The following is a 19,807-nucleotide window of genomic DNA, read 5'->3' as shown; positions in this document are numbered from 1 at the left end:
CTACCATAGATAATTATAATAACGGCGTATAATAAAAAAAGCTGACCTGCTTGTCACCGCCTAATCAAAGCCAGTCTCATTTTATTCAAGCAAACAAAAAGGCAGTGACTCTCGTCACTGCCTTTTAAGCTTAAATACACTGCGTGGGTTAGCTAAAACGCGCTAACAACTCCTCAGCCTCTTGTTTCAAGCTTTGGTCATCACTCACCATCACTTCTTGGAGAATTTTTTTAGCGCCGTCTTGGTCGTCTATCTCCAAGTAAGCACGGGCTAAATCAAGTTTTGATGCAAGTTCAGCGTTAATGTCTACATCTACCGGCTTATCTTGCGGCAATACATCAGGGAACGAATCCAACTCTACATCTAAGCTTGGGCTGTCATAAGGATCAGCTTCATCGTTAGCATCTTCATCGGCATCGTTGAGTAGCATATCAATGTCAACAAACTCACGTTCTTCAATATCGCTGCGCGAAGGTAAATCTTCAGCATCACTTGGTTCTGCATTTTCGTTAAACGCTTCAGAACCAAAGCTTGCAAACATATTATCGATGTCATCATCTGAGACTTCATCTTCCTGCTCATCTGAATCAGTACTTTCTGCGGGTTCATTAACTTCAGCAATCGGTTCCAATTCAAGTTCAGGCAGCTCAGCATCAAGCTTATCAGCTTCGGCACTTAACGCAGCAAGCTCGTCTATTTCTGGTTCTGCATCATCAACTAAAGTGGGGTCTTCGAGATCTAAATCGCCTAGGTCAACTAAGTCATCATCGAGATTAAAACCATCTAACTCAGAGTCCGTTTCAGGCTCTTCAGCGGCTAATTCAGGCTCTTCTAACTCACTTAACGCTTCTAGTTCTGCGGTCGCTTCATCTATATCCGCGACACCTTCATCTAAAGCAGTAAGCTCCTCTTCAACCACAACATCGGGTTCTTCGCTTAAATCGGCAATTGGGTCTTCATCTAAATCGCCCGACAAATCAATATTGTCTAAATCTAGTTTTTCCTTCTCGCTAACTTCAGAAAGCTCAGCTTCCATTTCTTGCTGTTGTTTTAATGCATCTTCAAAAGATAACTCAGCGGCCTCGTCAAGCTGCTCGGCGTCGTTAACGTCAAACAAATCTTGATCATCTTCCATACTAAGCGCAGCAGCTAAATCGTCTGCACTAATGATGGCGTCAGGATCTTCTTGAGCAGGCTCGTCTTCTTCAATAGAAGGCACTAAATCATCAGATTCAAAAGCGTCTAAGGCCGCCATTTCACTATCATCTAGCGAGATTTCACTTGCTTGTTCTTCTTGGGCTGCAGCAAAGTCTTCGAAGCTAGCTTCTTCAATCTCTGGCTCTAAGTCATCAATATCATCTTCAAATACTTCAGGCTCAGCAGCAATGTCATCAACACTTAAATCAGGTTCGTCTTCAAAGTCGCTGTTTAAGTCTGGCGCTTGCTCATCTTCTGGATCTAAATTGTCACTAAAGAGCTGCGAAAACTCATCGTTTTCATCATCCATCAAGCTGACGGTTGATTCAGCCATTTCCTTATCTTGTTCTTCCAGCTCACGTTTAGCTTTGCGTCTGAATAACAAGGTAATCACTAAAGCAATTAACAAAATAGGAATGAAAATCGCTAAGCCAATGTTAAGCGGTGAAGAGAAAAAGTCTGACGCTCCGTCTTTTTCCATCTCACTAGCTTCTACTTTAGGTTTCTCAAGTAGTTGCAAAATCTGAGTTTGGTTACGGCGGTTTTCATTTAGTTCTTCGCGAATACTGGCGAGTTCATCACTGAGTTCTTGAATACGCATTTTCATGCGGTGATTAACTTCAGCCAAGCCAACCATTTGCTGGCTAGATTCATCCATTTGCTCTTTTAGAACATCAAACTCTTGGCGCTTAAGCTGCTCAAGTTCGTCAATCCGCGTTTCTAAACGATCGCGTAGAGAGTCTAGATCTTGCTGAGTTTTCTCTAAAGCTTCTGAATTTATAGCGGCTCGTGCTGGCGTAGCTGGCTTTGGCGTAAGAACCTTTGTGGTGGTAGTTGTTGTGGTTGCAGTAGCAACAGGCTGCGCAACCGTCGCGGTAACTTTTTTCTTCGGCGCTAAGGCTCTAACCGCTGTTTGGTGATTTATGGCTTGAGCTTCTTGAGTGGTAGGTAAGGTCAAGAAACTGCCATTAATAATCGAGTTGATATTCCCGTTATTAAAAGCTTGAGGATTCTTCTCTAAGATAGCGAACATCATTTGATAGACGCTAATAGAGCGGGATGGTCGATTTAAACTAGCAATGGCCCACAGCGTATCGTTACTGCGAACGGGCCCATAAACTTGTTGCTCTGGTTCACCAACTACTTCATCTGGCCCTACTAGCTCAACATAAAATGTTCCGCTGTCTTGAGCTACGGCCGGATTGAAAGTTGTGAACGATAAAACAGCCGACAATGCAACGAGGGAAATCTTCCGCCCCATAGTTTTTCCTTGTGTTCTTCCTTTAGACTGAATAGCTTCAATCCATTGTTATTGTTTTAATATAACCAGCTAACAATCAGCGATCTAGCTAAACAGGCAACAGTTTACACATAGATCGCATTTTACTGCGCTTTTCCTCAACTAGAGTTATCGGCGCTTAGGTAATAATCTAAACTGCTAATTGGCTTAAATGTATTGTTTTATTAACGTTTCTGCGATTTGAGCCGCGTTTGCTACCACTCCAGATAGAGGATTGTTAGCCATTAAGCTTAGGTTTACACCGCTTTCCGTATTTGGGTTTTGGCGTAAACGGCTCAATACAACAGTATCGTTATTGGCGATATTGCTCACGGGTGTCACGACTTCGTCTTCAACGAGCTCGAAGGCGTCATGCTGACCCAACCATTCTTTTATACTCAGTAGATCTAATGAGTAAGTTCCATAAAGATGCAGCGCTAAGCTGTCGCCATAAAAAACGGGCACATGCTGAGCACTCACATTTAAGTTAAGTTCTGGCGTTTGTAACAACGCTTTGCATTGCTCGTTTAAATCAGCTTCAAACTTACTGACACCATTTAGCCCTTCGCCTGCTTCTTCTGGCAATACATTAAAGGCCAGTTGCTGACTAAATAGCTTTGGCTCTACCGGCAAACCATTTAGCAAACGTGCCGTTTGACCTGCCAGTTCATCCACACCTGGTTTGCCTTTATTGGCTGCACTAAGCATGGCGGTAACTTCGACCCGCTCTAATTCTACATCTTGTTGAATAATATGCAGTAATAAAGATAACTGACCTGCCAAGCTGATTGGACAATTTAGCCAACGTTCAGTTAAACCTTCGGCAATTTGCTCTGGGTTGATGGCAGCGTGTACCCAGCTTAAGGCATCAACATTCGCGTTTACCATGTCAATAATCACACAACCTAACTGGCGAGCCTGCTCTGCGATGTCTAATGCACTTTCATCAGTAGACAGTAACCAAGCGACACTAATCTCAGACCAGTTGAGCATGTCTACTTCCGCAGCATCAAGGGTTTCGCCCTGCCACTTTAAGCTTCCCTCTTGCTCTTCTTCGCTATCCTCATCAGCTTGGGCGTTAATATTCACTGGGAATATTTGTGCGGCAGGAAACTCGCGCTGCTCAAGCAAGGTTAACAATTGTTGGCTTTGCTCGCTCTCTGCGCCAATGATTGCCACATTATGAAACTGTTGCATTGTGTATTCTCTTAAAGGTTAAAACCAAGCTGGCTAAGCACTGCTTGATTATGTTGATTGAGTACTTGCAATACCTTGAATTCACGGCGTTGCGGGTAAAATTTTCTAAGTTGGTCAAAGCCCTGTGGGGTTGAACCATGTAATCGAAATCGGCGGTCATCAGCAAAAATATCGTAAACCACCTGAGTAAGCTTGGTGAGCTGAGGTTGACTTACTTCTCCATTAAAGCTGATTTGTGAAAACTCAGCCTCGGGTAGTAAGTGCTCGCTTAAATCATTTTCTTTTAGCCCTAAGGCTTGGCACATTGCATGATAAACCATGCTGGTACCACGCATTTTCCCTTCTAGGCTATAACCTGCAATATGCGGGGTGGCGATAAAAGCATATTTTACCAAAGGCCTTAAAATAGTGGGCTCACCTTCCCATACATCTAAAATCAGCAGTGGGGCTTTGCCCTGCTCTGCTTGCTTTAGTAATGCTTGGTTATCTATTACCTCACCACGGCAGGCATTGAGTAATACTTGCTCTGGCTTTAGCTTCGCTAATACCGATGAATTGAACATATGATAACTAGGGTGTTTACCGATTTTAGTCGAAGGCACATGTAAGCTAATCACATCGGCTTGCAGTACTTGCTCAAAGCTTACCGATTCCTCACATAAACCCTGCTCGGCTAACGGCGGATCATAAAGCATTACCTGCATGCCTATAGCTGTCGCTCGCTTTGCTACTTGGCTACCGGTGTTTCCCGCACCAACAATGGCAATAGTTTTACCTGCGAGCTGTTGCTGCTGATGTTCAGCAGCGGCTAACAGAGCAGTAACCACGTATTCGCCTACCGCAATAGCATTGCAGCCCGGCGCACTAGCAAAGGCAATCTTCTGCTGGCGCAAATAATCTTGGTCGATATGTTCGGTGCCGATAGTAGCAGTACCCACAAATTTGAGCTGATTTGCTTTTGCTAATAATTGAGGGCTTATCTTGGTGACAGAGCGCACTAACAGGGCATCTACGTTAATCAGTTGCTCAGCTTGCATGGTCCGGCCATCTACCGCTATCACATCCCCATGCTGGCTTAAGATCTCTTGAGCAAAGGGAATATTTTCGTCTACCACTATTTTCATTGATTGCGCTATTGGTAATCTGCTGACTTTTAAGGTCGGCAATCTTAACACGCGTAATAAATTCCATAAAAAAAAAGCTGCCCAAAGGCAGCTTTTTTCAAACAAAATTGACTTAGTCTTGGAAACGCTCGATTACAAGCGTGGCATTTGTGCCACCAAAACCAAAGCTATTAGACATTACACGGTTCAACTTAGCGCTTTTCGCTTCATTGGCAACAATGTTCAAGCCTTCTGCTTTTTCATCTAAGTTATTGATGTTAATGCTTGGGGCTACAAAGTCGTTTTCCATCATTAATAATGAGTAGATCGCCTCATGTACACCCGCTGCGCCTAGTGCATGGCCAGTCATCGCCTTGGTCGCACTAATTAGCGGGCTGTTGCCACCAAATACTTCTTGAATAGCGCCTAGCTCTTTTACGTCGCCTACTGGCGTAGAAGTACCGTGAGTATTCACGTAATCAATGTCACCGTTAAGGCCTTGCATAGCTTGGCGCATGCAACGCACAGCGCCCTCGCCTGACGGAGCCACCATATCGTAGCCATCAGACGTCGCGCCATAACCTACGATTTCACCGTAGATTTTTGCACCGCGAGCTAAAGCGTGTTCGAGTTCTTCAACCACTACCATGCCGCCGCCGCCTGAAATAACAAAACCATCTCGGTCTGCATCGTAGGTACGCGAAGCGAGTTCAGGGTTGTCGTTGTATTTAGTCGACAAAGCACCCATAGCGTCAAATTCCATTGCCAATGTCCAGTGAAGCTCTTCACCGCCACCAGCAAATACTACATCTTGCTTGCCTAGTTGGATTAGCTCTAGAGCATGACCAATACAATGAGCACTGGTTGCACAAGCACTGCTAATAGAATAGTTAACACCCTTAATTTTAAACGGTGTGGCTAAACATGCTGAGGTAGTGCTCGACATTGTTCTTGGCACCATATACGGTCCCACACGACGAACGCCTTTAGCGCGTAAAATATCTGCGGCTTCAACTTGGTTCTTTGAAGAAGCACCACCTGAACCTACCACCAAACCGGTACGTTCGTTTGATACTAGCTCTTCTGCAAGTTTTGCATCTTCAATAGCTTGTTGCATCGAAAGGTAAGAAAATGCCGCAGCATCGCCCATGAAGCGCATTGTTTTGCGATCAACATGTTCAGCAGGGGTCATTTTTAAATCACCCCATACTTGGCTGCGTAGATTTAGCTCGGCAAATTCAGGTGAATGGGTAATTCCCGATTTACCTGCTTGTAAGGATGCTAATACTTCTTCTTTATTGTTACCGATACTAGATATAATGCCTAGCCCGGTGATAACTGCTCTTTTCATCAGATGGTCTCACGGGTTGTATTTGCTGCTATGTTACCGATTTTGCAGCCTAATCTGGTCGGATGAGAGTACACGTGTACGCTTAAATTTTCTAGTAAAACTCGAGGTTAAATTTTGTCTTCATCGGATAATGTGAATAACACCACAACCGCCACCGTTCATTGGAATCCCGAAGGTACGCCCGTAGCGACCAATTATGATGACGTTTATTTCTCCGTAGATAACGGTTTAGCTGAAACACGTTATGTATTTATTGAACAAAATCAACTCTCTGAGCGCTGGAAAAACCATAGTCAAGCAAGCTACGTTATTGCCGAAACGGGCTTTGGTACTGGCTTAAACTTTTTAGCTACTTGGCAACACTACCAACAATTTTTAATCGAACACGCTGATACCGAACTAAAACGACTGCATTTTATTAGCTTTGAAAAGCACCCGTTAGCACTAAAGGATCTAAGCCAAGCCCTCTCCCAGTGGACTGAGCTTATGCCTTTTAGCCAGCAACTGCTGTTACGCTATCCAAAGATTATGACGCCAGGATGTCATCGTATTGAGTTTAGCACTCCAGTGCCCATCACCTTAGATATTTGGATTGGTGATGTACACGCTAACTTGCCAGAAGTCCCGAACGTAAAAGGTGGTTTAGTACATAGCTGGTTTTTAGATGGCTTCGCACCAAGTAAAAATCCCGATATGTGGTCTCAGCAGTTGTTTAATGGCATGGCCAGAATTTCGGCCGACAATGCCAGCTTGGCTACTTTTACCGCGGCAGGCTTTGTTCGCAGGGGCTTAATTGACGCCGGTTTTCACACCGTAAAAGCCAAAGGCTTCGGCCGAAAGCGCGATATGTTAGTGGGGAACTATCAAGCTACTGCCCCGGAGTATGAGCAGCTAAGTCATTTATATTCACGACAAAGTATCAGTCGTGGCGAAGATGTGGCCATTATCGGCGCGGGTATTGCCGGCGCAAGTCTAGCTTATGCCTTGGTTAAGCGTGGTGTAAAAGTCAGCCTCTACGAAAAAAATGGAGCAGCTGCATTAGAGGCGTCAGGTAACCGACAAGGTGCGGTGTATCCCTTATTAAGCCCAAACCAGCCAAACGTGAGTGACTTTTTTCAGCATGCTTTTAACTACCATAGTCAGATAATGGGGCAATTAGACCAGCAAGGTTTAACCGTAGAGCATGAATACTGTGGGTTAATTCAACTGGGCTACGATGAAAAATCACTGAAGAAAAACCACAATATTATCCAAGCAAATTATCCTAAAGAGCTGGTTTACCCGGTGTCAGCTGAGCAAGCCTCAACCATAGCAGGGGTAAACCTCGAGAGCGAAGCCTTGTATTACCCTTTAGCGGGCTGGATAAATGCCAAGCAGTGTGTGCAAACCTTGCTAGAGTCTGCCGAGCAGTCGGGTTTATTAACTATTCATTATGACCATGAACTAACTGCATTTAAGCAAGATGATAAATGCTGTGTATTAAGTTTTGGCGAACTAGATAAAGTTCACGACAACATCGCTTTTTGCCACTCTCACCGCCTACTTAATTTGCCGCAAACCGAGCAACTTCCACTAACGCCAGTGCGTGGCCAAGTAAGCCATATCAACACCAATTCGCAATTGAGTAAACTCGCTACCGTATTGTGCTATGAAGGTTATCTCACCCCGGCCAGCAACCATCAACACTGTATTGGAGCGAGTTACGTGCGTAACAATCTAAATGTTGAAATGGATGCGAAAGAAGCCGAAGACAACTTAGCCGCGCTGCGTAAATGTCAGCCTCAGGCTTGGAATAACGAGATGCAACTGGCAGAGTTGCCAGGTCGAGCCGCGACTCGCTGTGCCGTTAGAGATCACTTTCCAATTCTAGGACAAGTGCCTAAAATAGAGGAAATATACAGTGAGGGTTATCAACAAAACTGGCGGCAGCAAACGCCACCTTATTATCAACGTTGTTTTATGGCGGTGGGTTTCGGCTCAAGAGGGATAACCAGCGCACCTTTTGCCAGCGAAATATTGGCAGCTCAGCTTTGCGGTGAACCTCTACCACTTAAGCAATCCACTTTAAGTAGTTTACATCCACATCGCTTTTGGAATAGGCGCTTAGTCAAAAAGCGCCCATTAGAGTTAAGGTATCGTTAGCCCTAAAGATTCACCATAACGAGTTTGGCGCTGGTAGGTTCGCACTTTTTGCTGAGCACTCGCCAGCGCCGCCCTGCCCTTGGCATTAATTAGCGCTTCTAGCTTATCGCACTCGGCCGCGTTTAAACCTCGTGTCTGTTGTACAAAGCGATCAACGCTTTGCTCAATTAATAAGGTGATTTTTTGATGGTATTGCTGAGCAGCAGCAATATAGCTGATCCAAGATTGCTGTACAGCAAAGTCAGCTTTACTTTGACTAATCCAACGAGGCATCACTAAATCGGCACTCAACTGTAAATCTGGCTGCAACGCTTCACAGCGATCATTACGAATTTGTACTTTTGGCGTCCAACTAAGGTGATATTCCGCAGCAATGCTGTATCGGTTCCCCCGTTTTTTAGGGCCTTGTGCTTGTATTTGACTACGCAGCTGATTTAAGTCGTGAGCGCTAACATCATAATATTCTATTCTACTCTGCACCGAGGCAGACTGAGCGCATACCGAAAACAGTACGCAGGCAGCCACTACTCCTTGCCTGATCCATCTAGCTAGTTCCACTTTAGATCCTCTAAATCGTCCATTTCCGTTTTTTTAGCAACTAAGCAAATTTTTATTCGCTTTCTAGTTTGACATTACAGCTTATCAGACTACGCGTACTATTTTGAAACTTTAACGAATAATCAATTACTTCTCGACTAAACTTATCTTTACAGCTGATAGCGAAGTGGTTTTTGTGAAACACCTCAAAGTGCCGCAAGCTTAATTGTAATTTTTATCATTTCCTGCTTAGCAAGCCAGCCATTTGGCTTCATACTGTCAGCGAACAAGGAGAGTTAATAGTAAATTATGTCGTTACCAATTCTTATTTGCGATGACTCTAACCTCGCAAGAAAACAAATGGCTCGCAGCCTCCCTCCCGGATGGGACGTAGAAATCAGCTTTGCTAAAAATGGCCAAGAGGGCGTGGACTTAATCCGCGCAGGCAAAGGAGATGTAGTATTTCTCGATCTCAATATGCCAGTGATGGATGGTTATGAAGTACTGGAAGAAGTTCAGAAGAATGACCTACCCGCGTTAATCATAGTTGTATCTGGAGACGTTCAGCCCGAAGCTTACAACCGTGTAAAACAACTTGGCGCTCTAGATTTCATTAAAAAACCCACCAACAAAGCCAAAATTGGCGAGATATTAGTGGCCTATGGCATTGTTGAGTCTCAACAACTGCTCGAATTAGAAAATGATTTAGCCGCGCTAGATAAAATGCCAGCGCCCGCTAACGATACTTTATCGCCTAAAATTGTCGATTTTCGCGACCACTATCAAGAGATTGCCAATGTGGCAATGGGTCGTGCGGCAGATTTACTGGCACGCTTACTTGATACCTTCATCGTACTCCCGATCCCCAATGTTAATATTCTGGAAACCAGTGAATTGCATATGGCCTTAAGCTCAGTAGAAGAGAACGAGGAAATGTCTGCCGTCTGCCAAGGTTTTATAGGCTCAGGCATTGCCGGCGAAGCGCTATTGTTATTTCACGATTCCAGCTTTGCCGATATGTCTAAGTTGATGAAATACAAAGGTGAGATGGATGACAACGGCCAGTTAGAAGTATTAATGGACATTGCCAATATCTTAATCGGCGCATGCCTAAAAGGCGTATCTGATCAGCTAGATGTAGGCTTTTCTCAAGGCCATCCAGTAGTGTTAGGTCAGCACTGTAATATTGGCGATTTAATTAGTAACAATACCCATCGTTGGCAAAAAACCTTAGCAATAGAAATCAACTACACTATTGAAAAGCATAACATTCAATGTGATCTGCTATTACTGATTACCGAAGATTCGTTGCCAACCCTTAATAACAAAATTTCATATTTATTTGAGCATCATGAGCCAACACCAAAATGAGATGAACGAGTTCCACTGGATGCTCGACATGATACAAACTATCGATGTCGGCTTGGTGGTGCTTGATAAAGATTACAATGTGCAGGTTTGGAACAACTTTATGGAAACCCATAGTGGTTTGCGCCCCGACCAAGCTCAGGGGAAAGAGTTGTTTACCCTATTCCCCAACCTGCCTGAAGATTGGTTACGCCATAAAATGGACTCGGTGTTTTTTCTAAAAAACAGAGCCTTTACCACTTGGGAGCAACGCCCCCACGTATTTCCATTTAAAAACTATCGGCCAATCACTGGTACTGTTGATTTCATGTACCAGAACATCACCATTATTCCGCTAACCTCGTTAACCGGCATTGTGACTCACATTAGTCTGATTATTTACGATGTGACCGATAACGCGGTGAACAAACTTGAGGCACATAAAGTAAACGAAGAGCTGAAAGTACTCAGTCGCACCGACAAACTCACACAGCTATATAATAGAGGCTATTGGCAAGACAGGTTGGACCAAGAGTTTAATCGCTTTGTTCGCAGCACAGCGCCAAGTTCGTTAGTCATGTTTGATATCGACCACTTTAAAAAGGTTAACGATACCTATGGCCACCCTGCTGGCGACAAAATTATTACCTTAGTGGGTGATACCTTACGAAAAGTGATGCGCAAAACCGATATAGCCGGCCGCTACGGCGGAGAGGAATTTGGGGTAATATTAACTGACACCGACGCTGAACACGCCAAGATATTTTGCGAGCGAATACGTTCCGCAATTGAGGAGCTAAAACCGGTTGTTGGTGGCACTGAGATCCCCTTTACCGTTAGCCTTGGTATCGCAGAACTTGACGACCAAACTGCCAGTGCTAAAGATTGGTTAGCAAATACCGACCAAGCCTTGTATCAAAGCAAGCACAACGGGCGTAACCAAACTAGCTTGTTTCAACATAAAGCAGATTAAAATCAAATCTCAGGCATAAAAAAAGCAAAGCTTAAGCTTTGCTTTTTTTCGCTATGGCAACTTACGCTACAGCAGCAATTTGGCGTTGGCTATCTGCAAAAGCAATTGCATTGCGCCATAACGCTTCAACTTGAGACTGCATTGTATCGTCGGTTTCACCGTCGAAATGCGCATCTAATAAAGCAATGTGCATTTGAGATTTTAAGCAGTGCACCATTGGACGATGGCTTAACTCAGTTTGAGTTGCAACAACACCTAAATGATCATTTAAGTATTGAACCACGTTTTTCGGTGGAGCATTTAGATTAGTGTCGTGACTGTTCAGATAAGTCTGCAGCAGAGTGACATAATTTTTGAGCATCGGTAACCTCATTTTCAGGGTTCGATACTCGATACATAATATAATCGCGGTAACCAGTAATTACCTTGATGCTTCCAGATAAAATTTTATCCAGTTCTGTATCGCCAGTATCAACTATCAACGGGCGTCCATGCAAAGATTTAAGTTTAGTTTTAGTCGCTACGACTACGATGTTATCACGACCTAGTTTGCGAATAAGCGCAGGGCTAAGTTGCTGATTACCTCGACCAAATAAATGACCTTGGCCACCAATTGGTGTAATCAATAGCTTTGTTTTTACGTGGCTTATTCTATTTATCAGCTCAGCTGCGGTCAAATCCTCTTGGACGATTTGGTGATCTTTAACCAAATCTACTCCTAGAAGAGTATTAGGCAGTGATAACTCCTGCATAATAGCTGCAACAGTGGAGCCAGAACCGGCTATAAATTGCTCATCGGCCAACATTTCAATCACTTCAGCGGCAATGTCTTGCAATACCAAGTCTTCTGATTCAATTCCGCCTTGTTTAACCGCTTGTACATACCTCAGCTCATCGGGCACCATCATTTCGCCAAAACACTTCGCACGCACCCGCCCCTGGCGAAATGCTTGCTCATCAATATCCATCACATCAGCATTTTTTAAACTGAGCATCTCACCTTTAATCAGTTTTTCAATGACTAGGCCACTAGCTTTAGGTGTAACGCCATACACACCGGAATGAATCTTACAGCCCGCAGGAATGCCTAAACAGTTTACTTGCTCACCTACCGCCAACAATACGTCTCGTGCCGTACCATCGCCACCAGCAAACACCAACAAATCAACCTGTAGCTTGGCAATAGCCTTAGCCGCTTGCTGGGTATCTGCGGCGCTGGTAGGCTCTGGCGCGCTATAAACCACTTGATAAGCTAAACCCAGCTGCTCACAGAGATGCTGGCCCATTTCTCCCGAAGCGGTATACACTTCAAAAGGTTCAGTTAAACGAGTAAGTTGTTGTAATGCTTGCTCTGCACGAAGATTTGCTTTTCTCTCAGCCCCTCTCGCGAGGGCTTGCTCAACCACACCATCTGAGCCTTTTAAAGCAACACTGCCGCCTACCCCAGCAATCGGATTTATAATTAAACCAAGCTTAATCACAGCACTTCCTCATAATCATGAACCAAGGTATGTTGACTTAAAGCGGCAATGAATTGCTCAGCTCTAGGAGGGAAACCTATTTTAAGATAGTGCTGATATTGCAACTCAACGGCTTGGGCAAAGCTATGCCTGTCACTTTGAAAGCCTGACAAATTATCCACACTCACTTGAAATGGCCTGTTTGCTGCCAGCGCAAAAGCATACTCAATAGCCTGTGGTTTAACTTCAACTTTCTCAAATTCTGATTGCTGGCTCTGGTCTCTCCCATCACCATTATACCAATAACCATAATCTTCAAGCTGTCTACGACCTTCACCAGCGATACACCAATGAGCAATTTCGTGTAATGCACTAGCGAAAAAGCCATGGGCAAATATTACTTGGTGCTGCGCTAAATGTTGGCTTGCAGGCAAATAAATAGGCTCGTCCTCACCTGCTACTAACACCGTATTAAAATCAGTGAAAGTGCGATTAAACAAGAGTATTAGTTGCTCTACATCATCAAACATAAACAGTATATTCCATTAAAAAAGCTAAAAAAAAGCCCCTAAACACAAACATTTAAGGGCTTTAATCTAGCATGGTGTTTTAACGTAGAACGGGCGTTTCAGTGCTAACTGCGCCATTTTGACCGCGCTGACGCAAGCAATGGTCCATCAACACTATCGCTAACATTGCTTCTGCGATAGGCACTGCACGAATTCCAACACAAGGATCGTGACGCCCTTTGGTCACCACTTCAACAGGTTTTCCATATTTATCAATGGTTTGTCCTGGCACTGTAATACTTGACGTTGGCTTTAATGCAATGTGGGCAACCACATCTTGACCAGAAGAAATACCACCAAGTACGCCGCCGGCGTGATTGGAGCTAAAGCCTTCAGGTGTCATTTCATCTCGGTGCTCACTGCCACGTTGATTAACCACCGCAAAACCATCACCAATCTCAACCGCTTTCACCGCATTAATGCCCATTAAAGCATGGGCGATATCGGCGTCTAAACGGTCAAATACCGGTTCACCTAAACCCACAGGTACTTGCTTAGCCACAATGCTTAAACGCGCACCAATTGAATCACCTTCTTTCTTAAGCGCTCGCATAAACTCATCAAGCTCTTCTAACTTACCTGCATCAGGGAAAAAGAAAGGATTTTGCTCTATCTGGTCAAAATCGACAGTTTCAGCTTTAACCGGACCTAATTCACTAAGGTATCCGTGGATCTCGACACCGTGATGCTGCTTTAAGTACTCTTTAGCAATGACACCAGCCGCCACCCGCATGGCGGTTTCACGCGCCGAAGAACGGCCGCCGCCACGATAATCACGCGTACCGTACTTTTGATGATAGGTATAGTCAGCATGACCAGGGCGGAACATGTCTTTAATGTTAGAGTAATCTTTAGAGCGCTGGTCGGTATTCTCAATCATTAAACCAATTGACGTACCGGTAGTTTTACCCTCGAATACACCCGCTAAAATTTTCACTTGGTCTGGTTCACGACGCTGAGTGGTATAACGCGAGGTGCCCGGTCTACGACGATCCAAATCTTTTTGAATCATCTCTTCGGTGATTTCTAATCCCGGAGGACAACCATCAATGATACAACCCAGTGCCACACCATGGCTTTCACCAAAGGTGGTCACTCGAAAAAGTTGGCCTATGCTGTTTCCTGCCATCAACTCTATCCTTACTGTTTAAATAGCGAGCCACAAGCTAATAACTGCTCACGGCTAATAATAAATACCCCATGTCCACCGTTAGTAAACTCTATCCATGTAAATGGCACATCAGGGAACTGCTGTTGCATATGCACTTGGCTATTACCAATTTCTACTATTAATAAGCCTTGCGGATTTAAGTGCTCGGCTGCATCAGCCAAAATCTTTTTAGTTAACTCTAAACCGTCAGAGCCTGAGGCCAAACCTAACTCGGGTTCGTGCATAAACTCATCGGGTAAATTGCCCATATCTTCGGCATCAACATAGGGCGGATTACTTACAATTAAATCATAAGTTTGGCCTTTAAGTGCTGTTAAACCATCAGACAATATAGGTGTAACCTGCTGCTCTAAACCGTGCCCTTGAATGTTAATTTCGGCAACGGCTAGTGCATCTTCAGAAATATCAACCGCGTCAACTTCTGCATCTGGGAAGGCATAAGCACAACCAATAGCTATACAGCCACTGCCAGTGCATAAATCCAAGATTCGCGTAGGTTCTTGAGTTAACCACGGTGAAAACTGCGTTTCGATAAGCTCGGCAAAAGGAGAACGCGGCACTAACACGCGCTCGTCTACATAAAACTCTAAGCCAGCAAACCATGCTTTATTGGTTAAATAGGCAACCGGTAAACGTTCTTGCACGCGTTTAACCACCAGCTCCACCAACAAACTACGTTCTTGACGAGTTAAACGTGCATGCCTAACTTCTGGATCAACATCTAAGGGCAAATGTAAGCTGGGTAAAACAAGCTGTACAGCCTCATCCCACGCATTGTCTGTTCCATGACCATAGAAAACGCCTGAAGCATTAAATCGACTCACCGCCCAGCGGATCATATCTTGTATCGTATGTAACTCATCGATTGCTTCTTCGATAAATATCTTTTCCAATTTGGCCTCCAGATTAAGTACAATCACCCAATAAATGGCTTCAGGCACAACTGATAATAAAGATGAAAAAACCAACTGACGAAGATTTCGCTGCTTTCAAAGAAGCACTCAAAGGCGTTCGCCAGATAAAACAAGATAAAATAAGTCTTGAGCCCCCTCGAATCAAGCAAAAAAGCCAACAAAGGGAAAAACAACAACAAGCGGCGCTAAATAATAGTCAATTCTTCTTTTCAGATGAGTATCACCCCTTATTGCCCAGCGAAGGGCCAATGCGTTGGCAAAGTGATAGCTGCGATCCCTACGAGCTAAAAAAGCTTCGCCGCGGTGATTACGACCCAGAGATTTTACTCGATTTGCATGGACTCACTCAAAAACAAGCTAAGCAAGAAATAGCAGCTTTAATTATAGAGTGTAAACAACAGCACTATCATGTTGCGTCTATTATGCACGGTCATGGCCAACAAATACTAAAAACCAAAGTGCCACAATGGTTAGCTCAGCATCCTCAGGTTCTTGCTTTTCACCAAGCTCCCAAAGGGCATGGGGGCTCAAGTGCCTTGCTGGTTTTAATAAACTCTCCAAACTAAAAAACCACTCCTGAGAGTGGTTTTTATTGCTTAAAAGCCGTTTTAGCTACGCTGCTTTATTCTTGAACTGATCAATTTGTTGATTCACTTCAGCCACTGTTTGCCGGTGTTTAGTGGTCTTGTATTTTGGTAGGGTTTCGAGTTTACCATTTTTGAATTCGTATGCTCCACGTCCTTCAATGTACAAACGTCCTTTAAAGAACGCCTTAACGTAACGAGCAATTTTTACCGGAGAATAGCGCGAAAATATTTTCATTCGATGTGTCCACTACAGTAATGACACAGCGATACTACAAGGACAGTTGCGCCATTTCTAAGAAAATCGGCGTAAATTAATGGAACCGCGAAGGAGATCTCAAAAGAACAAAAAACTGGGAACCTATGCAACAAAGCGTAATACACCAGCTTCTAGTAGATACTTAGTATAACCCACCAATTTAGGCTAAGGTTACTGGATGTTGCAAAGAGATAAAACTGTTTTCTTCGGCCACATTTACTTCGGCCACTGCTGCGGTGCTAAAGAGCGGAGCACCTGCGTCAGCAACTAAACCTTCAACAATAAACCCGACCAAGGGTAAATGAGAGACCACCAGCAAGCTCCCGTTGGGAGACTCAAGCGCGAGCTCATTAATTAGAGCCACAACCGCCATTTCATCACCGGAAGGAGTGAGCTCTTTCAACTCGATGACTTGTGCGGCTTCGGGCAAGCTTTTCGCTAACCGGTGCCAGGTTTGCTGAGCACGTAAGTAAGGGCTCACCAGTACATAATCCAATTGCTTTAGTTTGCTGGCTAAGTATCCGCCCATTTTGCCTACTTCGTTTAAGCCAGACTGATTTAATGCTCGCTCACTATCGCTGGCGGCAAACATTTCGGCTTCACCATGGCGCATGATAAATACTTGCATAAGGGGGCTCTTTTAATAATTAAGGTGTACAAAGCACTTAAGCTTACTAATTTTGGCAGCTAATTTAATTGATATGCCACAAAACATCCATCAGAGTTTGCAAGACCATCGCAAGCGACTGATAATCATAGTATCGCCCTAATCAAGGATATTTGCCTTGCATACCAGCCCCAATGATCCAAAACATTACCGAAACATTACATTAGACAATGGTCTCAAAGTATTGTTAGTCCAAGATGAAACCGCACAAAAGTCAGCGGCATCGTTGGCGGTAAATATTGGACATTTTCATGACCCAGAAGGCCGTGAAGGGCTGGCTCACTTTTTAGAGCACATGTTGTTTTTAGGTACTGATTCTTACCCTTCTGCCGGCGAATACCAAAGTTTTATTACGCGTCATGGCGGCAGCAATAACGCGTGGACAGGTACTGAACATACTAATTACTATTTTGATATCGAAAACGATTGGTTTGATGAAGCCCTAGATCGCTTTAGTCAGTTTTTTATCTGCCCTTGCTTTAACCCCGAGCTAGTAGAAAGAGAACGCCAAGCGGTTGATTCCGAATATAAGCTAAAACTTAAAGACGACGTGCGTCGAATTTATCAGGTACATAAAGAAACCGTTAACTCTGCCCACCCTTTCAGCCAGTTTTCCGTGGGTAGTTTAGATACGCTAAGTGACAACAAAGACCAAACCATTCGTGACGATTTAATTGCCTTTTACCAACAGCACTATTCTGCTGATTTAATGACGCTAGCCGTATTAAGCCCACAATCGCTAGATGACATAGAGAGCCATGTTATTGCGCTGTTTAAAGCGGTACCCAAAGTGACAGTGTCTCGCCCCCAATTAGCACCTTTATATTTGCCAGAACATTTAGCCATAGAAACCCATATCCAACCGGTTAAAGAACTCAAAAAACTCACCTTATCTTTCGGCTTTGGTGACATGGATTCTCTGTATAAACAAAAGCCCTTAACTTATATCGCCCACATTCTTGGCTATGAAGGTCCCGGTAGTTTAGTGGCTTTATTACGGCATGCGGGCTTGGTTAATTCAATGGCTGCTGGCGGTGGGGTAAACGGCAGTAACTTTAAAGATTTTTGCATCAGCTATTCATTAACCGATGAAGGTTTACACTGTATAGATCCGATAATTGATGCCACTTTTAGCTATATAAAGCTAATCCGCGAACAAGGGCTACAAGCTTGGCGCTACAGTGAGAAACAGCAAGTATTTGAGCGGGCTTTTTTATACCAAGAAAAGTCACGTGCCATTGACCTAGTCTCGCACTTAGCCATAAACCTACAGCACTATCCTGCAGAAGATGTTATCTATGGCGATTACGCCATGGAGCAATATGATCAAGTACTTATCGCCCAGTGTTTAAAGCAGCTTTTACCTGAAAAAATGCGGATTAATTTAGTCTCCCCGCAGGTAAAAGGTGACAAAATTGCGAAGTGGTATCACACCCCATACTCGGTCAAAGCCATCGAAGCAGAGCGCCTAGCCCGTTGGCAACAACCAGCAGAAATAGAAAGCCTACACCTGCCTGCTAGCAACCCCTTTTTATCGTTTAATGCTTCTCCTTTGGTAGATACAGTTGACCAAGAAGTGGTGCCTAAAATGTTGTTTGATAAGCCCGGCTTTCGTTTATGGTTTACCAACGAGCCCGAGTTTAAAGTGCCAAAAGGCCATTTATATGTATCGGTTGATTCCGCCTATGCGGTTGCCTCGGTGCGTAATATTGTCTGCACTCGCCTAATGGTAGAGCTGATGTTAGACCATTTAAGTGAGATGACTTACCAAGCAGAAATTGCTGGAATGTCTTATCAACTTTACGCTCACCAAGGCGGCTACACCCTGCATTTATCGGGCTTTAGTGATAAACAAATTTTGCTGCTCAAAATGATCATGAATAACCGCTTGTTTGGCCATTTTGAGCGGAAACGCTTTGGCATCATCAAGCAGCAACTAGCTAAACATTGGCAAAACCAGATGCAGGTTAAACCTATTTCACAACTGTTCAGCGAGTTAACGTCTTTGCTGCAACCTAATAATCCTCCACCATCAGAGTTGTTAGCCGCTTTAGACGATGTGCAACTGGAAGATCTGCCCGACTTTGTGAGTAAGCTTTATCAGAACATCCATGTTGAGATGCTGGCCTATGGCAACTGGCCTGAACAAAAAATAGTAGAATTAGGCGAGTTTATTCAACAAGAAATATCGCCTAATACCAGTCCGTCTAAAGAAACCCCACGCAAGCTTATTAGTATTCGAGAACAAGGCACTCTGCTCTATGAAGTGGAATGCCAGCAAAGTGACTCAGCGTTAATGATTTATTATCAAAGCAGAGATTTAAGCCCCGAGAGCATTGCTTTGTTTACGCTTACTAATCACATTATGACCTCGAATTTTTTCAATGAGTTACGTACCAAGCAACAGCTGGGCTACATTGTGGGCACCGGTAACTTACCCTTGAATCGCCATCCTGGGATTATTTTTTATGTGCAGTCGCCTCACGGGCAACCGCAAACCCTATTGGATGCTATTAACGACTTTTTGAATGAGTTCCCAGTACTGATGTTTGAGCTAAGTGATGCGCAGTGGCAACAGAGCAAACAAGGTTTAATTGCCCAAATACTAGAACGCGAGAGTAATATGCGCACCCGAGCTCAACGCTTTTGGGTAAGTATTGGCAATAAAGATGCAGACTTTAATCAACGCCAACGCGCTGCCGCGTGCATAGATAAACTAGAGCGTCATGACTTAGTGCGATTTATGATGAGTTTGAAGAGTAAGCAGCGAGACCGTGTAGTGGTGTATAACCATGGTGATGAAGACTTAGACCAAGCGCCGCTGAATACCCATCATTTGGAAACGGGTCGCAATGTAACAAGCAGAGCAGAGTTTCAGCAACAATCAAAGTTATACAGTTACAACTAAGCCTTCAAGCGTGACTCATTGAAACCTTGGCTTCGCTTTACGTTAAGTTTTTGGTGAGTCCAAAGAAGTGGCATACACAGCGGGCCAAACAAAAAGCCAGCGATAGTCCAGCGCCATCGTGGTAACGAGAATTTAATGGCTTCGATATA

General features: G+C 44.0%; 17 protein-coding genes. 5 read left to right on the top strand and 12 right to left on the bottom strand.

What is annotated here, in order from left to right; all coding sequences use genetic code 11:
• Positions 1-148: 148 nt before the first annotated feature.
• The 4 genes from Q4592_RS10625 to fabB all read right to left on the bottom strand — a co-directional run bounded on the left by Q4592_RS10625 (position 149) and on the right by fabB (position 6,127).
• Complete coding sequence (locus tag Q4592_RS10625) at positions 149-2,458, bottom strand: FimV/HubP family polar landmark protein (RefSeq protein ID WP_303512680.1); 2,310 nt, start codon at positions 2,456-2,458, stop codon at positions 149-151.
• A gap of 186 nt (positions 2,459-2,644) precedes the next feature.
• Entirely contained in the window at positions 2,645-3,673 is a 1,029-nt protein-coding gene (locus Q4592_RS10620; RefSeq protein WP_303512677.1) for an Asd/ArgC dimerization domain-containing protein, read from the bottom strand.
• Between the two features lie 11 nt (positions 3,674-3,684).
• Positions 3,685-4,797 carry a 4-phosphoerythronate dehydrogenase gene (locus tag Q4592_RS10615; protein WP_303512676.1) on the bottom strand — a complete coding sequence of 371 codons (1,113 nt, stop codon included), beginning with the start codon at positions 4,795-4,797 and terminating at the stop codon, positions 3,685-3,687.
• A gap of 112 nt (positions 4,798-4,909) precedes the next feature.
• The gene (fabB, locus tag Q4592_RS10610) at positions 4,910-6,127 is read right to left on the bottom strand and encodes a beta-ketoacyl-ACP synthase I (RefSeq protein WP_303512674.1); all 1,218 of its coding nucleotides are present in this window, start codon (positions 6,125-6,127) and stop codon (positions 4,910-4,912) included.
• 114 nt (positions 6,128-6,241) lie between these two features.
• Here fabB and mnmC point away from each other — a divergent pair, with 114 nt between their 5' ends.
• The gene (gene mnmC, locus Q4592_RS10605; protein WP_303512671.1) at positions 6,242-8,269 is read left to right on the top strand and encodes a bifunctional tRNA (5-methylaminomethyl-2-thiouridine)(34)-methyltransferase MnmD/FAD-dependent 5-carboxymethylaminomethyl-2-thiouridine(34) oxidoreductase MnmC; all 2,028 of its coding nucleotides are present in this window, start codon (positions 6,242-6,244) and stop codon (positions 8,267-8,269) included.
• On the opposite strand, the gene Q4592_RS10600 is transcribed toward mnmC, so the two are convergent.
• Entirely contained in the window at positions 8,255-8,827 is a 573-nt protein-coding gene (locus tag Q4592_RS10600; RefSeq protein ID WP_137675190.1) for a DUF922 domain-containing protein, read from the bottom strand. The two genes, mnmC and Q4592_RS10600, sit on opposite strands and share 15 nt — an antisense overlap.
• A gap of 288 nt (positions 8,828-9,115) precedes the next feature.
• On the opposite strand from Q4592_RS10600, the gene Q4592_RS10595 reads away from it, so the two are divergent.
• Both Q4592_RS10595 and Q4592_RS10590 read left to right on the top strand, forming a co-directional pair.
• Positions 9,116-10,177 carry a response regulator gene (locus tag Q4592_RS10595; protein ID WP_137675189.1) on the top strand — a complete coding sequence of 354 codons (1,062 nt, stop codon included), beginning with the start codon at positions 9,116-9,118 and terminating at the stop codon, positions 10,175-10,177.
• A complete protein-coding gene (locus Q4592_RS10590; RefSeq protein WP_303512669.1) occupies positions 10,158-11,126 on the top strand; it encodes a GGDEF domain-containing protein in 969 nt (322 codons plus the stop codon). Before Q4592_RS10595 ends, Q4592_RS10590 begins: the two co-directional genes overlap by 20 nt.
• Positions 11,127-11,187: 61 nt before the next feature.
• Here the strand turns inward: Q4592_RS10590 and Q4592_RS10585 are convergent, their stop codons facing one another.
• From Q4592_RS10585 to prmB, 5 genes are all read right to left on the bottom strand, one after another.
• Positions 11,188-11,409: a hypothetical protein gene (locus Q4592_RS10585; protein WP_137675009.1), complete on the bottom strand. Its 222-nt coding sequence runs from the start codon at positions 11,407-11,409 to the stop codon at positions 11,188-11,190.
• A gap of 22 nt (positions 11,410-11,431) precedes the next feature.
• Positions 11,432-12,607 (bottom strand): ATP-NAD kinase family protein, encoded by a 1,176-nt coding sequence (locus Q4592_RS10580; RefSeq protein WP_303512667.1) that lies wholly within the window; start codon positions 12,605-12,607, stop codon positions 11,432-11,434.
• The gene (locus Q4592_RS10575) at positions 12,604-13,116 is read right to left on the bottom strand and encodes an elongation factor P hydroxylase (protein WP_303512666.1); all 513 of its coding nucleotides are present in this window, start codon (positions 13,114-13,116) and stop codon (positions 12,604-12,606) included. Before Q4592_RS10575 ends, Q4592_RS10580 begins: the two co-directional genes overlap by 4 nt.
• 79 nt (positions 13,117-13,195) lie before the next feature.
• On the bottom strand, positions 13,196-14,284 hold the full coding sequence (aroC, locus tag Q4592_RS10570; protein ID WP_303512664.1) for a chorismate synthase: 1,089 nt from the start codon (positions 14,282-14,284) through the stop codon (positions 13,196-13,198).
• 11 nt (positions 14,285-14,295) lie between these two features.
• Positions 14,296-15,219: a 50S ribosomal protein L3 N(5)-glutamine methyltransferase gene (gene prmB, locus Q4592_RS10565; protein WP_137675013.1), complete on the bottom strand. Its 924-nt coding sequence runs from the start codon at positions 15,217-15,219 to the stop codon at positions 14,296-14,298.
• Positions 15,220-15,281: 62 nt separating this feature from the next.
• Here prmB and smrB point away from each other — a divergent pair, with 62 nt between their 5' ends.
• A complete protein-coding gene (smrB, locus tag Q4592_RS10560; RefSeq protein WP_303512659.1) occupies positions 15,282-15,806 on the top strand; it encodes an endonuclease SmrB in 525 nt (174 codons plus the stop codon).
• Between the two features lie 46 nt (positions 15,807-15,852).
• Here smrB and Q4592_RS10555 read toward each other — a convergent pair whose 3' ends face one another.
• Positions 15,853-16,062, bottom strand: coding sequence for a DUF1107 domain-containing protein (locus tag Q4592_RS10555; RefSeq protein WP_137675015.1), 210 nt, complete (start codon positions 16,060-16,062; stop codon positions 15,853-15,855).
• A gap of 181 nt (positions 16,063-16,243) precedes the next feature.
• Positions 16,244-16,711 (bottom strand): phosphohistidine phosphatase SixA, encoded by a 468-nt coding sequence (gene sixA / locus Q4592_RS10550; RefSeq protein WP_303512654.1) that lies wholly within the window; start codon positions 16,709-16,711, stop codon positions 16,244-16,246.
• A 157-nt stretch (positions 16,712-16,868) separates the two neighbouring features.
• Between sixA and Q4592_RS10545 the strand changes: the two genes are divergently transcribed.
• Positions 16,869-19,658 carry an insulinase family protein gene (locus Q4592_RS10545; RefSeq protein ID WP_303512651.1) on the top strand — a complete coding sequence of 930 codons (2,790 nt, stop codon included), beginning with the start codon at positions 16,869-16,871 and terminating at the stop codon, positions 19,656-19,658.
• Positions 19,659-19,807 lie beyond the last annotated feature (149 nt).

The organism is Agarivorans sp. 1_MG-2023 (genome assembly GCF_030548385.1).
Classification (GTDB): domain Bacteria; phylum Pseudomonadota; class Gammaproteobacteria; order Enterobacterales; family Celerinatantimonadaceae; genus Agarivorans.
The sequence above is the reverse complement of the archived record's forward strand: the minus strand, read 5'-3'. Positions and strand labels throughout refer to the sequence as shown.